9 protein-coding genes are annotated in these 21717 nt (G+C 59.0%); 2 read left to right on the forward strand and 7 right to left on the reverse strand.

The window, feature by feature from the left end; genetic code table 11:
• From EB231_RS28965 to EB231_RS28975, 3 genes are all read right to left on the reverse strand, one after another.
• Positions 1-11262: a hypothetical protein gene (locus tag EB231_RS28965; protein WP_172351823.1), complete on the reverse strand. Its 11262-nt coding sequence runs from the start codon at positions 11260-11262 to the stop codon at positions 1-3.
• A gap of 363 nt (positions 11263-11625) precedes the next feature.
• On the reverse strand, positions 11626-12405 hold the full coding sequence (locus EB231_RS28970; RefSeq protein ID WP_206681866.1) for a hypothetical protein: 780 nt from the start codon (positions 12403-12405) through the stop codon (positions 11626-11628).
• Between the two features lie 320 nt (positions 12406-12725).
• The gene (locus EB231_RS28975) at positions 12726-14417 is read right to left on the reverse strand and encodes an amidohydrolase family protein (RefSeq protein ID WP_246740748.1); all 1692 of its coding nucleotides are present in this window, start codon (positions 14415-14417) and stop codon (positions 12726-12728) included.
• A 1021-nt stretch (positions 14418-15438) separates the two neighbouring features.
• Here EB231_RS28975 and EB231_RS28980 point away from each other — a divergent pair.
• Positions 15439-15819, forward strand: a complete 381-nt coding sequence (locus tag EB231_RS28980) for a hypothetical protein (protein ID WP_172351825.1) — start codon at positions 15439-15441, stop codon at positions 15817-15819.
• A gap of 165 nt (positions 15820-15984) precedes the next feature.
• Here EB231_RS28980 and EB231_RS28985 read toward each other — a convergent pair whose 3' ends face one another.
• Positions 15985-16359, reverse strand: coding sequence for a hypothetical protein (locus tag EB231_RS28985; protein WP_172351826.1), 375 nt, complete (start codon positions 16357-16359; stop codon positions 15985-15987).
• Positions 16360-16606: 247 nt separating this feature from the next.
• Complete coding sequence (locus EB231_RS28990; protein ID WP_172351827.1) at positions 16607-17077, reverse strand: DUF768 domain-containing protein; 471 nt, start codon at positions 17075-17077, stop codon at positions 16607-16609.
• 142 nt (positions 17078-17219) lie between these two features.
• Between EB231_RS28990 and EB231_RS28995 the strand changes: the two genes are divergently transcribed.
• Positions 17220-17972, forward strand: a complete 753-nt coding sequence (locus EB231_RS28995) for a Crp/Fnr family transcriptional regulator (RefSeq protein WP_172351828.1) — start codon at positions 17220-17222, stop codon at positions 17970-17972.
• A 1018-nt stretch (positions 17973-18990) separates the two neighbouring features.
• On the opposite strand, the gene EB231_RS29000 is transcribed toward EB231_RS28995, so the two are convergent.
• Together EB231_RS29000 and EB231_RS29005 are read right to left on the reverse strand one after the other, a co-directional pair.
• On the reverse strand, positions 18991-20949 hold the full coding sequence (locus EB231_RS29000) for a hybrid sensor histidine kinase/response regulator (RefSeq protein WP_172351829.1): 1959 nt from the start codon (positions 20947-20949) through the stop codon (positions 18991-18993).
• A 127-nt stretch (positions 20950-21076) separates the two neighbouring features.
• Positions 21077-21604 carry an ArsR/SmtB family transcription factor gene (locus tag EB231_RS29005; RefSeq protein ID WP_246740749.1) on the reverse strand — a complete coding sequence of 176 codons (528 nt, stop codon included), beginning with the start codon at positions 21602-21604 and terminating at the stop codon, positions 21077-21079.
• Positions 21605-21717: the final 113 nt, after the last annotated feature.

Genomic DNA, 21717 nt, shown 5'->3' on the forward strand with positions numbered 1-21717 from the left:
TTAGGCCTCCTTGCGGGAAACAAAGGCGTCGCTCTGCAGCACCGTGGCGCTCTTCGACGCGGCCACGGCCGGTTGACGGCCGGCGCCAAAGAGCTGCTGCTCTGCGAGATCGTAGACCTTGTCGCGAAGTTCGGAGGCCTTGCCACCGCCATCGACAAACGCCTTCAGTTCCATGTCGGTGGGCGGCCTGCGCAGAACGAGCAGATCGAGCATGCCGGGAACCGGATCAACGCCAGCGATGGATTTCAAAGCTGCAGCGACATTTGCGTCTTCCAACGCCTCAGGCGGCAGCGGCAGCATGAGAACGCCCTGTTGTGGAAGTGCCTGCTGCGCTGCCGCTCCTGCCAGCGCAAGCGCCTCCGGGCAATCCGCGCGTGCCTCGAGGGCATCAACCAGGTTCTTCCACTGCGTGGCTGTCGGCAAGGTTTTCCATTCCACGGGCAAGGTCTGCAGTCCGGCGACGGCTGGACTGGTTCCCGCTATGGGCGGCGGCAGCATTTTCAGGGCTTCTTGCAGGGCCTTTGCCAGGTCGTTATCGACCGGCAGGGTGACTGGCGCCGGTTCTCGCGCCAGACGGACCGGGACCGCAATGCGCCAGATTATTTTGTCTTTCCCGATCGGGACAGGCGTTGCGGTGTAGACCGGGGTCGGGGCAACTGGATTGCCCTTCTCATCGAAGCCGAGAGCGGGCGTAAACCGTACTCCGGACTGTTGCAGCAGATAGAGGTCGTCCGCCGTCGTCTCAATTGGCGGATTTGGCAGCACATCGATCTCGGAGGTGCGCGCCAGCACTTCCTTGCTGCCGGTGTCGCTGGAGACGACCCGGAACGATGTCTCGACCGAAATCCGGTAACTGACCGATGGCTCGGGAAGGTGTGCGACGGCCTTGAACGCCGTTGACCATAAGGTGCCATCCTTGCCGAACCAGGTCTCAGCCTCAGCATCCGCCATGCAGTCGACGAATCGGATCGCGGCAAGGTCGAAGGTGATGATCGTCACTTCACCGATGCGCTTGCCCGGGTATTTCTCCGGGTCTGGCGGCGGCTCGGTCGGCCTGCGGCTTACGCTGTAGCGATGCTGCTTGGACAGCTCTCGATATTTGTAGCCTTTCGCGTCATACGGCCAGCCCAGCTTGAAGAACCCTTCTTCGAACGTCGTTGCCACCTGTTCGGACACGACCACGCCGGCCGTCGCGTGGACAAGCGCGTGCACCCTGAAGAAGTAAGGCAGGTTCATCGCGCTGATCATTGTCGATCCGAGCCAGGCATCGGGAACGCGTTTCCTGAGGTCCGTCAGACGCTCATCGGCGCTATAGCGTGTGATCGCCAGGCTGCTGGTGTCGATTGGCCCGTCGAGCGTGCCGAGTTGATCCATCGGCTGCAGTGTCAGAGCGTACTTGCTCTCCAATGACGTCAACCAGGGCATGTTGGCGAACTCGCGCCAGAACCCGACAGAGATATCGAGAGGCGCAAGCAGAGCGGCATTGCGCCGGTTGGCCTCCGCCAACACGACATCTGAACTGTGGGCGATGACCAGTTCCATTCGACCTGGCACTTTTTCGCCGGGCTGACGCGTGACCGACGACAGTATGACAGGTTTCTCAAGTGGCTCCGTCCGTGGCAGCGTTACGTCAACGAAGTAAGTCCTGCCCACGGCCTCGGCCGCAACGTCTGAAAGCGCCCCCTTAAGATCGGTCGGACCAGTCCATGCGAACTTCTTTTTTCCGGTGACGTCGAGTTTGTCAGGCGCCGCGCATGCCCATGCCTCGTAGCGGCCATATGGACGTATGGCGTACTTGCGCCGGGCACCCCTGCGGTCAGCATCGACCATGGTAACGGAGACCGTTCCACTCGCACCAGGCGCACGCCGCCACTGGCCTGGATCCGCAACTGTGCCCAGGGACAGGAAGACCGAAAGCGGCTGGGCCGGCTTGATTTCGCTCGAGGCCGCTTTGCCCCAGGCCGGAGCGCAATGATCGAGGAAGCGGCCCCAGAAGGCGACAAACCGATTGGCAATATCCGACCGCAACCGACGTGCGTCGGTTTCGTCCTCGCCGGCACTGACAGGGAAAATGAGCGGCGCAAAGCGGCGGCCGGCATAGTATGCGAGCCGATCAACCGCTTGATGAACTGCTATACTGCTCCCGGTGCCCGAGAACAGCGCATCTCCCCAATCCGCCGCGATCAGGCGCTCAAACCGCCCGAAGCAGAACTCCTCTCCCGGAACGTCGGACCCTTCGAGGGCATTGAAAACCGCCGGCTGCACGATCTTTTTCCATGGTTCGTCCGTTCCGACAGTGGCGCCTTTCGGCGGCAGGATGACCAGCAGGGGCGCGTCGGGACCTGGCGGGGCGATCCTGATCTCACGCACGATTGCGATCAGCCGCATACCGGTTTCAAGCCAGTCGATGGCTTTGGCGGGCTCATGGAACTCGACGTAAGGCGCATCCTCGCTCAGCCGCATTGGCTTCTGCGTCGTGACTGTGCGCACGACACTGAGAACATCGTAGCGCACCTTGTCGAATGTTTTGTCCATCTGGGTGATGCGCCAGGGCTCGCTGGCGATTGGCTGGTTCGCGTCGATTACCAGCGCGTAGTACGCGACAGCCAGGGCCTGCAAGGCGGCCTTTTCGTCGACACCGGCGATTGGCAAAAGCCGGTCGGGACGCGGCCGCAGCGCGATCTGCGCAACTGCCAGCATCTGGTCGCGAACTTGGTCGGCCTCGGCGCTGGACACGCCCAAATCGCCGCCGTCGAACCACTCAAGTTTCACGTTGCCCCAGGGCTGCGTCAAAAGATCGAAAAATGGCTGCCCGTTGTCGCGAGCTCCTTCGTCGCCGTAGCGTTCCAGCGCGCGCTCGAACGCCAGTTGGACGCACTTCTCGAGCCCGGCACCGAAGCGGACATAGTCGCCCGTGTCGGTGTCGTAGAGCCGGAATCCTGCGGCGAGGCCCAAGGTACGCAGGGCACCCCAGCCACAAGGATCGCGTCCCGGGGGCACCTCATCTAGGTACGCGAGGAAATCCTTGGAGTTGAGTTTTGGGTTGGTGTCCGGCGCCACGGCGAAGCGGCGATAGGTTTTGCCGTCAGCATTCTTCAGACCGTTGTCGTCCTGGCTATCGTATTGAAGGAAGGCAAGCGCATCCGCCAGGATGGGATGCATGGCCGGCATCGGGTCGAAACTGTGTTCCTGGCTTGCAACGACCAGCACTTGCTTATCGCGACCGATGCGCAGTGCCTCGATGAGAACACCAATAGACGCCATGAAATCCGGCTGGCTTATTCTCAACCGCAGAACCTCCGCTTCGCGGTTGACGGCTAGCGTTGGATCGTCGCCCGGAGCGAGTCTTAGGTTTTGCAGAAGGCGCCGCAGCTTGGGCACGGACATCCCCTCCGCCAGCTTATAAGACACGCTCCAGCCGCGCGGGTCGCGCGACTCCGCGGGCGCGTCGGCCTGGTATTCGTCCCAGCCGATTGCGTCCTGCGCCGCACTGCGGACCGATATCGTCCAGCCATCAAGCACTGGCGTCTTGCCGTCGGCGGCCAGCCATGCCGGGATCGATACCCGGATCGCATCCGGTTTGCCGCCGGCAAACAGTGCTGCAATCAGCCCTTCGTCAGGATCGGGTATGATTGAGCGCCGGATGGCCGGTTGCGGGAATATCGCCGTTGTATCTGCGTCCGAATACCAGCCGGCTTTGGGCAGGCCGCTGGCGCCCTGCATCTTGTTACCGTTGACCAGGCGCAGGGTCTCGCTCGGGTAGGCACTCTCGATACGCCCGAGATCGCCAAAGCCGGAGGGATCAAGCCCATCCATCTCCGCTGGAAGCAGTGCCACGCGACCCATGGGCCGGGCGGCCGAGACCACGTCTTCGACGACCTTTTCATCTCGTCCCGGCAATGCGTCGGGATCGACGCAGAACAGGTCGAAGCCGCCGATCGTGCGGTTGTCGACATCGGCGGCGCTGGTGGTCAACGCAAGCGATGTCGGGTTAGCGTTCCACTCCAGGCGCGCGGCGGTGCGACGCGCTGCGTCGGGCACGCTTGCATACCCAACCTTGTCGATCGTCGATCTGACGCCGGGATGGATAACAATCAGTCGGCCGCTCTCAGCCCTCATGTCGGTGCGCTGGAGGGCCTTGAACTCGTAGTGGACCGGCTGTTCAAGAACCTCCACGACTGAACTGATGGCTGTCGTCCCATTGGCCTTGCTGATCGCAATATTGAAGGCGGCAGTTCTCCACTCGCCGCGCCCAGTGGGATCGACAGAGATCTTTTTCGTTTCGAGCGGGTGCCAAGGAACGGAGGCCAGGAAAAGCCTGTAGCCCAGGCGTTCAGGGGCCTGCTCATTGAGGGCATCCAGGGCCTTGGCGAGATCGCCAAGCGACGATTTCTTGTCGACCTTCTTCGGCAATTCGGTCTTGCCGTCAGAAGCATCATAGGCGGTCACCGCATAGTAGCGGATTTCCGACGTGTCGCTCCCGTCCTCAAGATACTCCGCAACAAGCGCATAATCGTCGTTGGCCTCGACCTTTGTCATCTGCAGATAGAATTGGTGGATGTCCACTGAACTGAGCCGGTCGATGGCATCCTGGTCGGGCCGCCGCCTGGCCTCATCGATAGCATCCGCCCCGTAACCGCCGGACGGCGCAATCGGCTGCGGTGCGATGCGCAGGAGATAGACGACCTCATCGGGCCATTGCGGACCCAGCACGATCTGTTGGCCCTGCTTTTGCGGCTTCATGCCCGGCATGAGCAGGAAGCGAAGTTTCGCCGGGGAGGCGGCAACAGCTCCGCCGGGCGCCGCGATATGGCTTGGCATGGCTGGATAGGAGATTTGAAGCGTCACTTCGCTCGGCGAGATCAGCGCTGTCTCAACCAGTCCGAAGCCATCGACGACATAAGCCAGCCCGAAGTCCGACGTGCCCGCATTGTCGACCGGTACGATCTCGTAAAGGAGGTTTATGACGCTCTTCACGTCGACGTCCTTGACCCCCAGAAATTCGGGTCCCCACTCAACGGTCGTCGCCTCGCCGAGCAGCATCTTTCGCAGCAGATCCGGAATTGTTTCGGCCGTGCTTGCGGCCGAGCCGTCGTCCTGCTTGCGCAAACTGTCGACAAACTGAAAGTCGGGACGCAGGAAGCTGACTGCGGTTGTCGTCTTGCCACTTTCATCCATGCCGATCTGATACTTGAGGGCAGATCCGGCCTTGACCAGGAAATCGGCGCGGTACTCCTTGCCTGGGATGCCGCGCACCGTGCGTCGGATGCGATAATGCTTGAGATGGAATTCCGGATCGTCATAGGCGCCCTGCGAGGCGCCCCAGGCCGGCTCCAGGTCCCAGTTAAGCTTAATGCCCTGGGCATCAATCGTGTTTCTCGGCGTGAATTTCGGCTGCGCCTCGCGGAACATGCGGGCCGGCGGATTGAACAGAGCGACGGCGCCGTTGCGGTCGTATTCGCCGCTGGCGACGACATCGCTCTTGAGGATGACGAACCGTGCCGGCGGCGGTGTGAGGGCTGCGTCGTCGATGTCAAACAGGATGTCGAGCGCGGAACGATTGACGATGAAAGTCAGGCCAAAGTCGCGGGCATCTATCTGCGAAAGCCGGTCCGGCCAGACGCCATGCGAGTCCGCGCCGGTTGCAGCGAGCGAGGCGGCCGTCTCTGTCACGGAAGACAGCACTGCGGAGCGAGTATCTTCGATCTCAGCTTCGCGCCTTTGGTCTCCAGAAAGGTTGGAACGGCTGCGTCCCGCCCGGTCCAGCTGGCTGGCGGAAGCCCTGGCGTCGGGATCTATGGCGGTCATCGACACGTCAACGCTGCGGACCGAGGGTTCGGTCAGGTCACCGCCAGAGCCGGTCTCGTCCGGCTTGCCGGTAAACAGTGACTGCAGCATTTTTCCGAGCCGAAGCTCTTGGCCGTCCTGGCGCGCCACAAGCGCGTCGAGCAGCATATAGCTGGTGTCCGCGCCATTGGGTGCGATATCGACCCTGGTGAGGCTGCTCTTGACTGGAATGTGCCCGAGATAAGGCTTTCCCTTGGATGTTGGAATATCGCCGGCAAAGATCAGTCTGTGACCTGGGGCGGTGAAGTCTTCGACCACAGGTGCTTTTGGCGAGGCGTAGAATGTCGCGCGCGCCGTTTCGCGCGCCTTCTCTTCCGGCGTTGCGGCCTCCGGCTCAGGGCCGATCTTGGTGTGGTCACGCGGCAGAAGCTGCATCACGAACCATTCGCCGTCGTCATCGCTATAGCTTGCAAGATCAGCGTAGAAGAGCGGCGCGCGGGTCGGATAGAGCATTGCCCAGAAGTCGGAAGGACCGATCGGCCTGCCCTTGACGATCTCGTCTTGAGCGACCGGCGGCAGTGGCTCTGCGCCAATCTGATCTTCGACGGCGCTGTCGCCCTGTGCCGCGGTCTCGCCGCGGGGCGGATCTGGTTGCGGGTTCTTTTCAATCCTTTGTCCGTCCTGCGCCTTGTCGGGAATGGGCGCGGCCAGCCCCATGTCCATGAAGCGGGCTACCTTGGCTCTGGCGATCGCCAGTTTGTCATTGTTGAAGGACAGCGCGATACGCACCGAGAGCGAGCGGCCGAAGGCGCGCACGCCGACGGAAACGTCCGCCCGGCCGCCAAGCAAGGACGGCCCGATCACCGCCTCCAACGCGATTGAGACGGCAAGAGTGAGTGAAAAGCTCGCCGAAAGGGTGACGCGCCCGCCAAAGACCGAGAAACTCAGCCAGACCTCGACGCTGACGCCGACCGAAACGTCGATGCGCATGTAGCCGTAGTAGAATGAATCGCCGACATCCTTCAGCGACAGGTAAGAAAGCACGCGCGCCTCGATGGCAAAGTTGGCGCGCGCCACCGCAGCAGCGCCAAGGCTGCTGCCGCCAACCCTGCCCTCCAGATAGACGGAACCTTGCGCCTTGAAGGCGATGCCGTTCAGCACAGACAGATCCTCGATGCGGTGGATCAGCCCGCCCTTAAGGTCGAGGTAGAACTTGTCGTTCGGGGCGCCAAGCGTGAAACCAAGCTCGTAGGGCCAACCGAGTTCGACGTGGAACAGGCCGGGTCTGATATAAAGCGTGGCCGAGAACTTCGTCGCCCTGATCGCCTTGACCAGTTGTTCAGGCAATTTCGGATGCTCGCCGACATATCCGGATCCGTCGGCGATGAAGCGGCCAAGGAACTCCTTGCGCGGCACCGAGAAATAGAGATAGCCGCGCATGGTGGGCATAGACTTCCAGCTCTCGTTGAGGCCGGAGGAAACCCAGTCGTTGTAATTGACGCTCAACCAGGCGCGCAGATTGATGAGGAAGGTGAAGTCCGTGCGAAAGGCGGCAACGATGTCGAACAACAGCGGATTGGGCAGGTTGGCTTCTTCTTTCGGCCTGTACTCCGCCGTTCCCTGCGTAGCCGCTGAGAGCGCGAACATGCCGCGCAACGCAAGCGTCAGGTCGTCATTTTCATAGGTGGGCTGCCAGGCCTTGAAGGTCGCCAGGTTGCCTTGATATTTCGAAACATCGTCGAGCACCTTGGTCAGCTGTTGCGGCGACGTGGCCGCCTCGGCCTGCGCAATGCCGGCGAGCGTGTATTTGTATCCGAAGCCGAAACCGAACTCGCGCAGATAGATCTGGCCGACGGGCGTGTCGATCGGCTCGGCGAGTTTCTCCTCCTGCCCGTAAATGAAGAAGGAATATTTCGGCGTCGAAGACGGATCGTTCTTTTTGCGCAGCTCGAGAAAGCCCATGGCGCCCGACATCGAAGCCCAGCCGTCAATGTCGAGTTTGCCCGACGCCAGGAACCCTTGCGCCGTGACATCCTTCGGCAGCACGCCTGGATCGTAAAGGTCAGGCATGGAGCCGTCGACGGCGATCGCGGTCGCCTCGACATTGACCGCGCCGGTCTTGAGCCCGACGGTCAGCCCGTCGAAGCGCACCCGCGGCATCGCGGAGCCCTCTAGCGGCAGACCGATCAACATTGAATGAAACTCTAGGCCCAGACCGTCTTTGTCGAACGGCGATAACCTGGCCTGGCCCGAAACCGAAATGCCCGGCGCACCGTCGAATTTCGGGATGGCGGGATGATAGCCGAAGCCACGCAGTTCAAAGTCGAAGACGTCGAAGAGCGATATCTTCTTTGGCGGATCCACCTTCACCTGGAAGGAGATGGCACTCATCAGCACCCGCGGGTCGGCCGCCAGCGGCGCCTTGTCGAGCTTTATGGTGATGTCCTTGAAGTTCTTGAGAAGCCCGGTCGTATATTCCGAGCTGCCGGGCTTGAAGACAGCGGAGCCGGTTAAGAGGAAGTAGAAATGGTAGCTGCCGGCATTGACGAAGTCGAAGCCCAGCTCGGTGATTGTCAGTTCGAAGCGGGTTGCGTTGCAGCGGATCGGGTCACCGGCCTTATCCAGCCTGGCGGTCGCCCCCTTGACGATGACGTTGCCATCGCCGCCAGCGCCGAGCTGAAGGGCAACAGTCGCGTTGGCTTCGCCCACGAGAGCCTGCGGCAACTGACCGGCGCCGGTCAGCGCACCGCCACCAAATTTCGATCCCTTGATCGTCACCTGGCCGGATGTGAAGCGGAAAGGCATATCGACACCGCCGAGCCTGACAGGCTCGGGCAGGATCGCCGCCTCCAGATCGAAGCCGGAACGCCCGACCCGAAATGTCGAGACGTCGAACTGCAGGCCTTTGCCCGCGCTCGACACCTTGCCATAGGAAAGCAGCGCGTTGGCTTCATCAGCAAGGCCAAGGCTTTCTCCACCCCGTGACAGATCGAGGTAGAATTGTTTGTAGATATCCTTCTTCGGATCTTTCGGCGAGACTGTGAGGTCCAGTCCCAAGGGATGGTAGCTTACCGTCGGCTGATCCTTCTTGCTGTTGATGTAGATCTTGTCGCCGCCGGTGATCCGCATCGACAAATCGCGCAGCGAGGCTGAGACGACCAGGACCGTCTGCGGCGCGAAACTATCGTCGATGTGGACAGTGACCTCGAGCTCGACCTCGATCGAGAAATCTTTCGCGTTCCCATCGTAGGTGACTGAGTTGACCTCGACCTTCTGCTTAAGTTTGTCGAGGAAACCGTCCCCTTGCGCTGCGGGGTCTGCGCTCGTCAGCAACGACAGCAGCCTGTTTTTGAGCGCCCGGGCTTCGAGAGTGACGTCGATAACCGGATATCCGCCATCGGTCGACCCCGCCGGAGTGGTCAACCGCACGCTGGCGTCCTTCAGCACTCCGGTTTCGCGCAGCGCCGCAGCGACATTGCCGTCCTTGAAGTCGAGGAGCTCGGTGAACTTCTTGCCGTCCTCGAAGGTCTGGAAAAAACGCGGTCGCCCACTCTGGACCGCTGCAACGACAATCTCCTGAACTCTGTTGCCGCTCGCCTCTTTCGAGGGACTGGCCTTGAGCTGGATCAGTCTCTGCTCAGGCTCTTTACCTGTCTCGTCGGTGCTGCCCATCGCCTGTTGAGGCGTGGTTTCCTTGTCCAACCACAGATCGGTGCCAAGCACCGCTTTGCTATCGGCGGTCGGCTGGATCACGAGGCCTACCCAGCTCGAGGGACCGAGGTCAATGACGAGAGACGGCCTCAGGGCCGCATCGAGATCTAAATCGAAACCCAGGGCGCTGAGCTTTAGTGTTGTATTCAGATTGGCGTCTTTGCCGGCCGGCATGAGAACGATCTGTCGCAGCTGGTATGTCTTGGGATCGAGCCGGACCTCGACTGCAATGTGACTCACTACGTCGCCGCCGAGTTCGGCCAGTTTGCGCGCCAGTTGGATCAGTCCGTCGAATACCCCCTCGACAAGTCCCGCGAGCGCCGCCGCGGCATCGCCAGCCTGCCTGGCAAGCCACTTTCCGGCGGCCGCCAACAGCTGGGCGATGCGCTCCAGCAGCGCGAAAAAGCCGTTCATCTCGGGCTTTGTCGCGGTGAGCTTGGGCACGGGAACAGCAGCGATCAGCCGGATCAGTTCGCCGAGCACATCGCCGGCCAGCCTGATCAATTCGATCGGATAAGGCTCAACGATCCTGAGCGACTTGAGGGTTGTCTTGGTCTTCTGTGAGTAGTAGCTGACTTCGACCTCGATTGCGAAGGCGATCAGTATCGAGGGATCGTCCTTGGCTGCTATGACGATCTTGTCGCTCTTGAAGTTGATCGAGAGGCTGGCTTTGGCCAGGACCTCGCCGCCACCGAGGTCAATGTCGCTGAAAGTTGGCGTGAGGGTGCTGCCAGACACCCCTATTGTGAACGGCGACAGGGGCGGGCTGTATTGCATGTCCGGCACGCTGATCGTCTGCGCTTTGACATCGAGCACGGCCGTCAGAGTGAATTTTTTTGCATCATCGAAGCCGAGGGTGACCTTGGTGACGTTAACCCAGGGCTGAGCGTTGACATAGAACGTTCCGGCGCCGGCCGTTGAGGTTGAGAGCGAAAGTGCGCCGTTGAGGAACGTGACCTTTAGCTTGGGGTTAGTCGTCCATGTGTAGTCGAGTTTGTACACAAAGGGGGGCAAAGCCAGGCTGAACAGCGACGGCGCGTCCAAAAAGTCGACGTCGACCGATGGCACATGCAGAATTGTCTTGTCCAGCCACGAAGTGCTGAATGCAATCCTGGGCAGCCTCAGGTTCAAACCAGACAGACCCGGCATGTCGAAACCGATCTCGTCCCAGGCGACCCAGTCTTTGAACGCTGCTTTTCTTACCAATACGGTCGCGAGCAACCGCCCCGTGAGATCCAGCCCTTTCCCGCTGGCGTTTTCGTAAGTGAGGCTGACATCGGCGGAGGCTTCCGCCCGCAGGACCCAATCCTGGTCGTTGATGGCGCCATCGACCAGGGCTGGATTGAGGAAAATTCGCGCCTTGAGCTCGGCGGCGCCAATCGCCTTGACGCCGAACAGACCTGTGTCGCTGCTAGCGCCGACATTGGCCTCGATCGGGCTCGCCAAACGCCGACGCACACGGTCTTTCAACGCCGCCCATTCGTCTTTGTCGGGGAATTCTTCGCCCTTCTTGAAGCGGTAACGACCATCGTCCAAAATCAGGAGATTGGCGGGTATGTCGAGCGACAGAGGCTGCTTGTCGTACAACTCCAACTGGACGGTCGTAACCGACGTCGCCATCGTCGATTTTACCGCCGTTGTGAGGCTGGAAAGTGTCAGATCGCCGGTTTTGAGAAATACACCCAATCCGACAAGCTCGAAGGTGTATTGCGTAGCGCTCTCGACGCCGGTCTGGCTGAATAGGACGAGTTGGACTTCCGCCATATCACCCCCCACGTCCTGCACAGTCGCGTGATGGTCCCTCACGAGAGGCAGGATCACCCAGCCCGACGAACTCCGCCCGCTGGAAGACAATCTAAAAGTAGGATTTGAACTTGGTTTCCCTATTTAGACATGCACGAAAGTAAATAACAAGATATATCTGTTTAGTATTTGGACTATTTTCAAGCATTTCATAACGTAAAAACAGAAAAGTACAGTAAATCAAGAGATGGAATAAACCATCTCATGATCTGTAACTCACAAACTGACCCTCACTTGGCCTTTTATCGGCGCCCCGCCGTTGATTATTCCATCTCAACAGGAAGTTTCTCGTGATTTGCAAGCAGATCGGGCTCGAGCTGGACGTCAACTGCCGTCATCTGACCAGTGAGGCGGATCGCCAGAGAAAGTTGCCTTGATGACGCCGTAGGTCGCCCCGACGACGGCCAGGTCAGCGTTCATGCCGGTGCGTGGCGTTGTTGTTATGGAAACTGACGTGCCGCTGTTGTCGACAATCGCCAGGGTTCCGGTCCAACTGATCGTCATGTCGATGGCCGTGCCGTCGGAATGCTTGGTTGGATAGGCGGGCTTGGCGACGATTTGATAACCGGCCACCATGTCCTGAGCGGCCTGCCGCGACGCCTCGAGTGTGTCGTGCACCCACTCGATGTCGACGCCTGCGAGGGCGGGAACGTTCGCCGGGTCGATGTCCATTTTCGCGATGCGCCATGAGTAGTGCATCAGATAGGCGCGTTCCACCGGCCTGAGCGTGGTGCCTATCGAGACCGTGGCCCCGGCAGATCGCATGGCCGATATGAACGAGTCCACTCCGGGCCGGAATGAGGCATTCAGGTCCGAAGTCGACGTGCTTCCAGGAAACTGACTAACCCAGTTTGCCCCGCTTGGGGTCTTGGCAAGGATGCCGATACGCCCGTTGACGAACGCATTGCATACGCCCTCGAGCTTACGCCGCAGCGCCACTCGGTTTGCTGGGGCCCCGCCCGCCAGTTCCAGACGAGAAAGGACTTCCAGGGCCTGCAGGGCTTGCGTGACGATTGCCAACCCGTCGAGCCTGGCTTCGTCAAGTCCGCTCTCGAGCTTTGGAGCCGCTTGACGAGATACGGACTTTTTCTGTCCCAGTGGCACTTGCGCCTCCCCCTTTTGTTCTCTCCCTGACTTTGATCGTATTACCTGAGCCCTTGGGTTTCTACTTAAATCTGCGCAACATCTAATAAATGTCTCAGCATACCCCTTGCCCTGAATGCAGCGTTCAAAGTCAACACTTGCCACGGCGCGCCACTACCGCCCCACTGCTTTGATTTGCCTCGGCGTGCGAGATTAAAGTTTCGATCTCTTTCGATTTTTTCGCGCCGCGCCCAGACGCGAAGACTATGTGCACTATCGACAGTCCAGGCTGGCCTTCTTCAGCGCGGTCTGGCCGGCAGTGCTGTCCAGGGAACAAATCCCTAACTGCCGAACAAACCCGCCAGGAGGCGGGGGCTCATGGACGGCAAACGCGATGCGTCAAGTCCATTTTTTCTGTAATATGCCAGGAGACGGTCCCGCCCGCGGCTGCCCTGTGCAAGCGGAAGAAATCGCAATGCGTTGCGCCGGAATATCTTATCGCAAGCGTCTTCCGACAGCCCACAGTCGGTCCGCAGGAAGGCGTTGACGCTTTCAATATAATGAATGTAGCCGGCTTCCTTGCCAAGCATGATCCAGTCGCTTCCGTAAAGGATGTGGTCACATTCAGGATCAAATTCCGCCAACCAGCGCCTGAAAGAGAATGCCAGGGATTTTCTCGTCTCGGCCTTGGCTGTCAGGACCTCGGAGAAGTAACTGATGTCAGCGACAACATTCTGCCGCGGGTGGGCTTTGACAAACTCGCCGAGCCGCCATTCCCAACTCCCCTGCGGCAAAGGCATGTTTTCACGTCCTGCCGATTTCGTATCGAAGCTGCCGAAATGAGCCAAGCATACCCGCAATCTCGGAAACTTCCGGAAGATCGGGATCCAATAGAAGGGGTCTCCCCGCTTTTCATACCCAGGACCTGAGCCATTGGACGCTGCGGCATGGGCAAGGATGGGAGCATCCAGATCCACGCACAACCGATAGAGATCCTCAAGGGCGACATCCAGCTGCTTGCTTGGATCAAAACCCAGAGCCGCAACGGTGCGGAAGGGATAGGGTCGGGAGTTCCCGGAAGCGCGAAAACCCATGGGTGGATAAAGTTTCGCTCCGATGAAGCCGTGCTCTGTCAGTGCTGCCCGCGTTGTTGCCAGCGAACTGACAGCGCTCTTGCCGGCACGATAGGCAACCTCTCGCAGCGGATCAAAGCCCATATAGCCATGAACGACAGGGCCTTTCCTGGCCATGCGCTGGGAAATCTTGTCCATCACCAGCATCTGGCGTGGCAGCGGCGAGGCGTCGACATCCTCGTAAAGCCATTCGTCATAGTCCACCAGCGCAGGGGTCAGCATCAGAGGCCGGAAGCCCTGATGTTCAGTGTCTGAGACGAGGCGCTCGACGAGAACGTGGCGATAGAGCCTGAAGAGGCTGAACCAGTTCAGATATCTGGCGAGCGCGCCCTGGCCATCGAATGCTCTTTGACTTGCCGCTCGGGCATGCTCATAAGAAAACGCCTTGTCCGCGCGGATCGTGAGCGTCGGTTCCCCAACCATGTAGTTCAGGAATTTCTCCTGCGCCAACGGAGCCCGATCGGAGCCGCCCGCCAGACCTTTCAGGCTGATGATCCGTTTGCTTTTCCGATCGAGCTCAAGCAGATGCCGTGCGGTGTCCTCGACCGCAGCCCCGCGCGCCTTGTCGGCCGATTGCGCCGACGGCTGCGCGTGCCGCCCTGTCGTCAGGAAAGCAACCTCCTGATCGGCGCTCGGCGCCTTGTCGGCTCCCAGCAATCGCACGATGAGCTTGTAGAACTCATCGGCGACATCCGGATCGCGTATCGCCAGGATCTTGGCTGACTGCTTGGGAAAATCGTCAAACACGACCTGCCGAAGGAAGCGCGCTGTGGGCAAGTCGGATGCGTTGAACACATGACAATGAGCATCGATCAAAGGTGCGTCGTGACCGGCTTCGCCTGCGCCTTCCGTCTTGCAGCCGGCAGCAACGGCAACCAGCGACAAGGATGACTGCTTCATGAAACTTCGACGGTTCATCGCTCTCCCCCCGGCAGACCCAGAACGCCATGAGGCGAAGCCCGCGCGATCACGTCCATCCATTCATAATATCCGACCGCGGCGACAGGCAACACCACAACCAGTACTAATCGCCGCGATCGTGCGGCTACCTTGCCTTCTAGGCATGTGAAACGTAGATTTGTCCAAGTGCGCGATAACTCGAAAGACAACTCAAGGCTGGGACGTCATGAGGATCGACTGATGGCGAGACACATTTCGATAGTCGATTTTTTCATTCCTGCCATACCAAAAATCCCTATCGTATTTTTCAAAAATATGCTGCGATTTTACGTTATATTTTCAGCAATATACATTTGCGTTTCATTTTCTAGGTATCAGTATTTTTACCCCTATGCAGGAGCCTTATTATTGGCGTTTCTGATGATGATAGCGGTTATTTACTCAGTTTTGATTGGTTCAAGGAAATTCTTGTTCTACCAGTGGAACAATCGCGACAAACTCCCCCTTTTCACCCTGCCGCATCCGACAGTCCAGAATATCCCAAAGCTCAAGATGGCCTCACAGCACCGACTTGCGAATTATGCCTTGGCGTTGATGGAATCCAAACTTTGGTCTCTAGCCTATGGGATATGCTCGATCGTATACTACTTCATATTCCTTTACTACGTCAGCTACAGGATCCCTGACGCCATCCATTGCACAGAACGATGCAACTTGTTGGTATATGGCGCGAAGACCATCTCATCCGGGATAATACTGGACTTCATAGACTATTTCGATATTGAAGTGTCGGGTGTGCACACGAGCAAGTGGGTCAGTGTCGTGTCATTCGGTGCGAAGCTGATCTCATCCTATGTCGTCATCAGATTGCTTGTCGACTATTACAGTTTCAGGAAACGCTTCCGAGCCGTTTTACGAGATGAGCATGTTACCACAAAGCAACCGGGTGAAATGATGGGGCAAGGGTAAGCCGCCCTGCGTTCGGCGCCGGAGCTGGAACAAGACGGCCCGGCAACTCAAGATGCTGACAACAGTGAACAGTTCTGGCCACGTAGAACGGCTCCTTCACCGTCTGACATCGGAAGGCCACTATGATCGCCACCTCAAGCGGCTTGCCCAACGCATCGAGACGGCAGCAACTCGCGTGCATTCAGCGCTCAGCCGGAATGGTTATTCGATCTTCGCCGGCAATGGCGGTGGCTACTACCTCTATCTCATGCTGCCCGGAGGCATCGACGACATAGAACTCGCCCGACTGGGCGCCAAGGAAAGCATTTTCATAGCGCCTGGAAGCGTCTTTTGCGTCGACAAACAGAGTCCAATAGCCGCCGGGATCCGCATAAATGTGTCACGGGCGGATGACGAAAGATTTTTCGACTTTTTGCTACGAAAACTCTCCTAGTCTTGGGCATCGGCACAACAAGTTCCCGGCGCCCACATGGCATTAGTGCCGCCACGAATGAACCGATGACCCCTTCGACCGCCACGCGGAAAGGCATCGGCAAGGCCGAGCGACGCACGATGGACAGAAACAACTGCGCGCGACGTCACTCCCTCTGCGCAGCGCCTACCAAGCAAGAGGTTGGTTGCGGAAATCGACGAAGTGAACGCCACCTGCGCCCGAACGGGCGATCAGCGTCTCGGCAATTGCGTGGGCGCTCGTCTCTATGTCGAGCGGCGCCGCCCCATTGCCACCCATCTCCGTGCGTACCCATCCCGTCGACATGGCGATATAGGTTCGCCCGTTTCCTTTGCGGATCGCGAAACCTTTCATCATCTGATTGAGGGCCTCGCTGCTGGCGCGATCGATCTCCCATCTGCCGCCGACATTGTCGTTGATGCTGCCCACACCCGAAGACATCGCTGCGACAACGCCTTCGGGATCGACCAGATCGTGGAGCGCTCCAATGACGCGCAGGGGAGAAAGTGCGTTGGTGACCATGACGTCCACGAAATCCTGCGTCGGGCGGTGATCAGGTCGAACCAAGCGCGCAGTAGCTTGGCCCGTTCCTTGGCCGGGCGCTTGGCGCCAGTCCAAGAGCGCGCGCTCGGCCGCCAGAATCGCCAGCTCGACGTCGGCGGCCGCAAGATCCGCGACGCGCGCGATAACGCGCCCGTCGCCGGATACTAGAACATGGACGGTGCGCTTTCCGGCCTAGCCGTTACCTCCGCTAATGTGGTGGAGGCTATCAAGTTGTCTGGCGCAGGCCAGCTCCCCGTCCCTGCTGAAGGCGCCCAAGCCGCGAAAGAATGCCCCCGAGGCAAGATGCCAACTGTGGACGTTGATCAATCGAATGACGAGCGCCTTCGAGCATTTGAGCCTTGGACGCAGATAAGCGATCGGAACGAAAATGACCTGTTGGCGTTCTATGCATCGTTGCTAATGACCATTCGCCAAAGGGAGGGTCGGCGTTGCAGTTCAGCCGGGGCAGCGAGAAGATCACGGAGAGGTTGGACGAACTCAACGCGCAACGCTTCGGCATGACTTCAAACCCGCTCGGGACTTCCTCGCTGATCTCAGTGCTGGCAATCCCTTTCTTATGAGCGGCCTCCATCGCTCGATCCGCAAGGACGCCGATCGCCATCGGATCATTCGTCGCGGTTTCCGGCAGTTCTTCTGCCATCCATTTGTCGAGAAAATCGATACCGCGTGTGTTCATCGAGCCTTAAGTTCGCTTGCAGTCTAAAGTTCCACCTTACTGGTGTGACTCCCGCTACCGGACACCGAAGCCCCTCCACGGGACCGTGAATGAGAGGGCCAAATCCACTCCGTCTGATCGCGAAACATGCTAATGGTCAGCCATGTCCAGTTTGACGACGCCCCTGATCCGAAAACTCGAAAGCCTAGGTCAGCTTTCATCGGATGAACGCGAAAGCGTCGAAGCTATACCGCTGCTAGGTAAGCAGTTGACACCCGGTCAGCAGATTGAACTTGAAGGTGCAGAGCCGAGCCGCTGTTGTTTGGTGGTTGAGGGACTTGTGCGACGATATAGCATTGTAAGCAACGGCAATCTTCAAACGCTTTCAATTCATGTCCCTGGCGACATACCAGATCTCCAGGGCCTGCACCTTAGGACGATGGATCACACACTCGCGTCGATCGGAAGAAGCAAGATCGCCATGATAGCGCACCGCGACATTCTCGAGGTGCTCCGCAAATCACCGCGCCTGGTGAACCTGTTTTGGCGGGAGAGTTTAGTCGATGCGGCGGTCGCACGCGCCTGGGTCAAGGTGTTGGGAGGGCATGATGCGTTCGGCAGGTTAGCCCACCTCGCGTGTGAGCTCTACGTGCGCATGAACGTCATGGGCCTGGTAAGGGACAATTCTTACCCCTTGCCACTAACCCAAGTTCAGCTTGGCGAGACCGTCGGGGCGAGCGTTGTTCACATAAATCGCGTATTGAAGAAGATGCGCGCCGACCGCCTCTTGGAGCACAAGGGCGGGCGACTGATTATCATTAACTGGGAGAGATTAAGCGAGGCGGCAGACTTCGATCCAGGCTATCTAAACCTACGGGACTACGCGTATTTGGATTTCCGACCTGCAACCGATTAGCCTCGCGGAAATCCTGTAGCGAAGCAGGCCGTAAGTCTCCTCGCCGCGCAAGTGCTTCACCCGGCCACTTCATTCCCTTCGGTGCCGGCCGGCTTCCAGACTGTCGGCGACATCGCGAGGTAGTGTGCGCCGATGGCACTGACCAGACCAAAGTCTGACACGAGCGCGCAAAGGTCCAAGCTCAGGGAACATTTCATGCAAACAGAGATTTACGGCGGCCCAAGCTGATGCGAGCCCTGCCATGCCGTTGTCGTTTGAATTGCGCGATCAACTTTTCGAGCTTCGTTGCCCGACCTGTTCCCATCCAACCCTCAGAAAAGGTTCCTGGGTGACGACCATCCGCAATTTTAAATGCGCGAGGTGCGGAGCAAAGGTTCAGCTCGGCTACCAAGAGAAGGTCAAGATGTTCGAGCAGTGCGTCAAGGAAGCGGTCAACTCGTCAGCTGGTCAACAATCCGCCAACGAACCTAAACCCGTGTTGGACAGTTCGCTATGACAAAACCATCCGATCTCGGACCGCCGCTCCCCGGCAATCCGCACGGGGCGGACCGGCCAATAAGGGTCTCGACAATTTCTACAGCTGCGCCGTCTGTGAGCAGAAGGTCTACCGGCGCGACTTTCGCCACGTGATGTGGCACGAACAGCCAGAGCACGCGCCGCTGGATCTCGAAGGGCTTTCGAGCAGTAATTTGCTTGTCTCAGCCCAGGGGATGACGACAATCACTGAAGGGGTGGAAACTGCCATAACCTTCGAAAGACGTCCGCGCTTGATCAGCGTAGGCTTTTCACACGACTTCTTCATGTGATGTCCTCGCTTTTTTCCCTCAGTGCGAAATTTGTTCGAGCTGGCAATTTTTGTCAATCCGGCCTCGCCTCGGCCAATGCCGGCATTCGGGGAAACGAAAGCTCGCAGTCTGGCTCCTGTTTGTCCGGGGCGGTCGAGGAGACGCCCTCGAATTCGAGGCGGTGTCGCTACCACCCTTGGCTAGGCCGCACAGCCGGTGCACGCCGGCAGGCACTACTCGTTTTGTAATATCTCGGTAACCTTTGCTGCTAGCTTTTCCATGACGAACGGCTTGGTGAGCACGTGCATGCCCGGGGCGAGATGTCCGTTTCCAACCGCGGCGTTCTCCGCGTAGCCGGTGATGAAGAGTATCTTCAAACCGGCGTGGATTTCTCGCGCTGCGTCCGCGAGTTGACGCCCATTCATGCCTCCGGGAAGACCCACGTCGGTGATGAGCAGATCGATCGCTTCGCCGGCACGAAGAGCCTGCAGGCCGGTGGCGCCATTTCCCGCTTCGATTGTGCGATAGCCGGAATCGGACAGCACTTCGCAGATCAGCATTCGAATGAGGGGCTCATCGTCCACCACCAAAACCGTGCCGCCGCTACCTTGATGGGCAGGCTCATCAACCATTTTCTCGCCTTCCTCTGCCTTGCCGCTGAGCCAATGACGCGGGAGGTACATCGCCACGGTCGTCCCTTTGCCGACCTCTGTATAAATGCGCACTTGCCCATTGGACTGGCGGACGAAGCCATAAATCATGGAAAGCCCAAGCCCCGTGCCTTCTCCTGTGGGCTTTGTCGTAAAGAATGGATCGAATGCACGAGCCACGACATCTGGCGGCATGCCTGTGCCAGTGTCGCTCACGCTGACCTGGATGTATTGTCCAGGACGCATATCGCGCTCCTTTGCAATCTGGTCGTCCACCCATTTGTTCGCCGTCTCAATCGTGATCCGCCCTCCATCCGGCATAGCGTCCTTGGCGTTGATGCAGAGGTTCAGGATTGCGTTCTCAAGCTGGTTTGCGTCGCAGATCGTGGTCCAGAGGCCAATGGCAAGCGCCGTTTCCATTTCGATCGTTGGCCCGATCGTGCGGCGGATCATCTCCTCCATGCCTGTGACCAGATCATTTGCATTGGTGGGCTTCGGATCGAGCGTCTGTCTTCGGGCGAAGGCCAGGAGCCGGTGCGTGAGCGCGGCAGCTCTTTTCGCCGCTCCCTGAGCCGACGTGATGTAGCGAGGAAGCTCATCGACACGCCCTTGGGCCAAACGCGTTTTCAGCAGGTCCAGGCTTCCTGAGATTCCAGTCAGCAAGTTGTTGAAATCATGCGCCAGACCGCCGGTCAGTTGACCGATCGCCTCCATTTTCTGCGCCTGGAACAACTGCTCTCGGGATTGCTCCAGCTGGCGCTGAATTTCCATTCGCTCTGTTAGGTCGCGAGTGACCTTTGCGAATCCGACAAGCTGGCCACTGTCGTCACGAATGGCGTCAACGATCACGTTCGCCCAGAACTGGGTTCCGTTCTTGCGGACTCTCCACCCTTCAGCTTCATAACGGCCCTCCCTAGCCGCCGCCTCTAAGACTCGTTGCGGCAGACCGGCCTCGCGATCCTCAATTGTATAGAAGGTCGAAAAATGCTGCCCCAATATCTCAGCGGCGCTATAGCCTTTGATGCGTTCGGCCCCGGTGTTCCAGTTCGTGATCTTGCCTTCTGGGTCAAGCATGTAAATGGCGTAATCTGTCACGCCCTGCACCAGGAGCCGAAAGCGGCGCTCGCCCTCCAAGGCCGCGAGCTGCATCTCACGATGGTGCGTGATATCGCGGGTGACTTTGGCGAAGCCGGCGAGTTTTCCGTTCTCGAAAATCGGGTCGATTACCACCATCGCCCAGAACCGCCTGCCATCTTTACGAACGCGCCAGCCTTCGGCGTGAAATCTGCCCTCCTCTGCGGCCTGTTTCAGCGCCACCTCCGGCACTCCCGCGGCCCGATCCTCTTCTGTGTAGAAACGCGAGAAGTGTTCGCCGATGATCTCACCGGCGGTGTATCCCTTGATGCGCTCCGCGCCAGTGTTCCAGCTCTGAATCCTGCCGTCGGTGTCGAGCATGAATATCGCATAGTCCACGACACTTTGAACCAGTTGCTCTGCAGCGGTCTGAGAAAGCTTTAGGTTTCTGTGGTCGTTGTTAGGCATCAGACTCTATCTAGTGCTTTGCAATCACAAAGCCACCACGCGGTGGAGGTCCCAATCAAAATCCCGCGCAGCAGTCGACGAGCCTGCAGGGGCGCTACGAGGGCGGCGTGCGGCGGTGTGCAAAGCTTTACGGTCGCTGTGTGGTGACAAGCAATAGATCGGGAAGGCTGTCGTTTTGGACCAGATCATCAAGCATCCGGATTACAGCCGCGGCCTCCTCCGACTTGCATGAATAGTAGCGCCAAATGCCTTCGGCACGGTATTCGAGAATGCCTTGCTCGAGCAGAATGCCGAGATGCTGGCACATGGCGGAATTGCTGAGGTCCATTTCCAGGGCGAGGTCGCCCACGCTTTTCTCACCGTCCATCAACTGTATGACGGTCAACAGGCGTTTGCTGTTGCCCAAGCAGGCGAGCCAGCGAGCTGCGACCTTTGCCTGATTTCGAAGGTGAGTTTGCCCAGCCGGCGCCCGGTGCGCAGTCGTATCGGCGCGAATTTCCGCCAATCGCTGTTTGACGTACGAAGCCATGCTTTTGCTCACCATTGCGCAGGGCGGCAAAATCTCGGCGATCGGTTTGGTTGTCAAGCTGGTTCTAAAAAAGGCAGGACTAGCAGCGCCGCAGTCTCCCCCGCTGGGAAGCATGGTTCCGCTCATGCGAGCGCGCCTGAAAGACCTCAATCAAGTCCGGCCCTGTTTTAGAATACGGGCCTCGCGGACGATCGAAGAATGGTCATTTCCGACTATTGCTATGATGTCCCTGACTTGCG

This window comes from Mesorhizobium sp. NZP2298 (assembly GCF_013170825.1).
GTDB lineage: Bacteria > Pseudomonadota > Alphaproteobacteria > Rhizobiales > Rhizobiaceae > Mesorhizobium.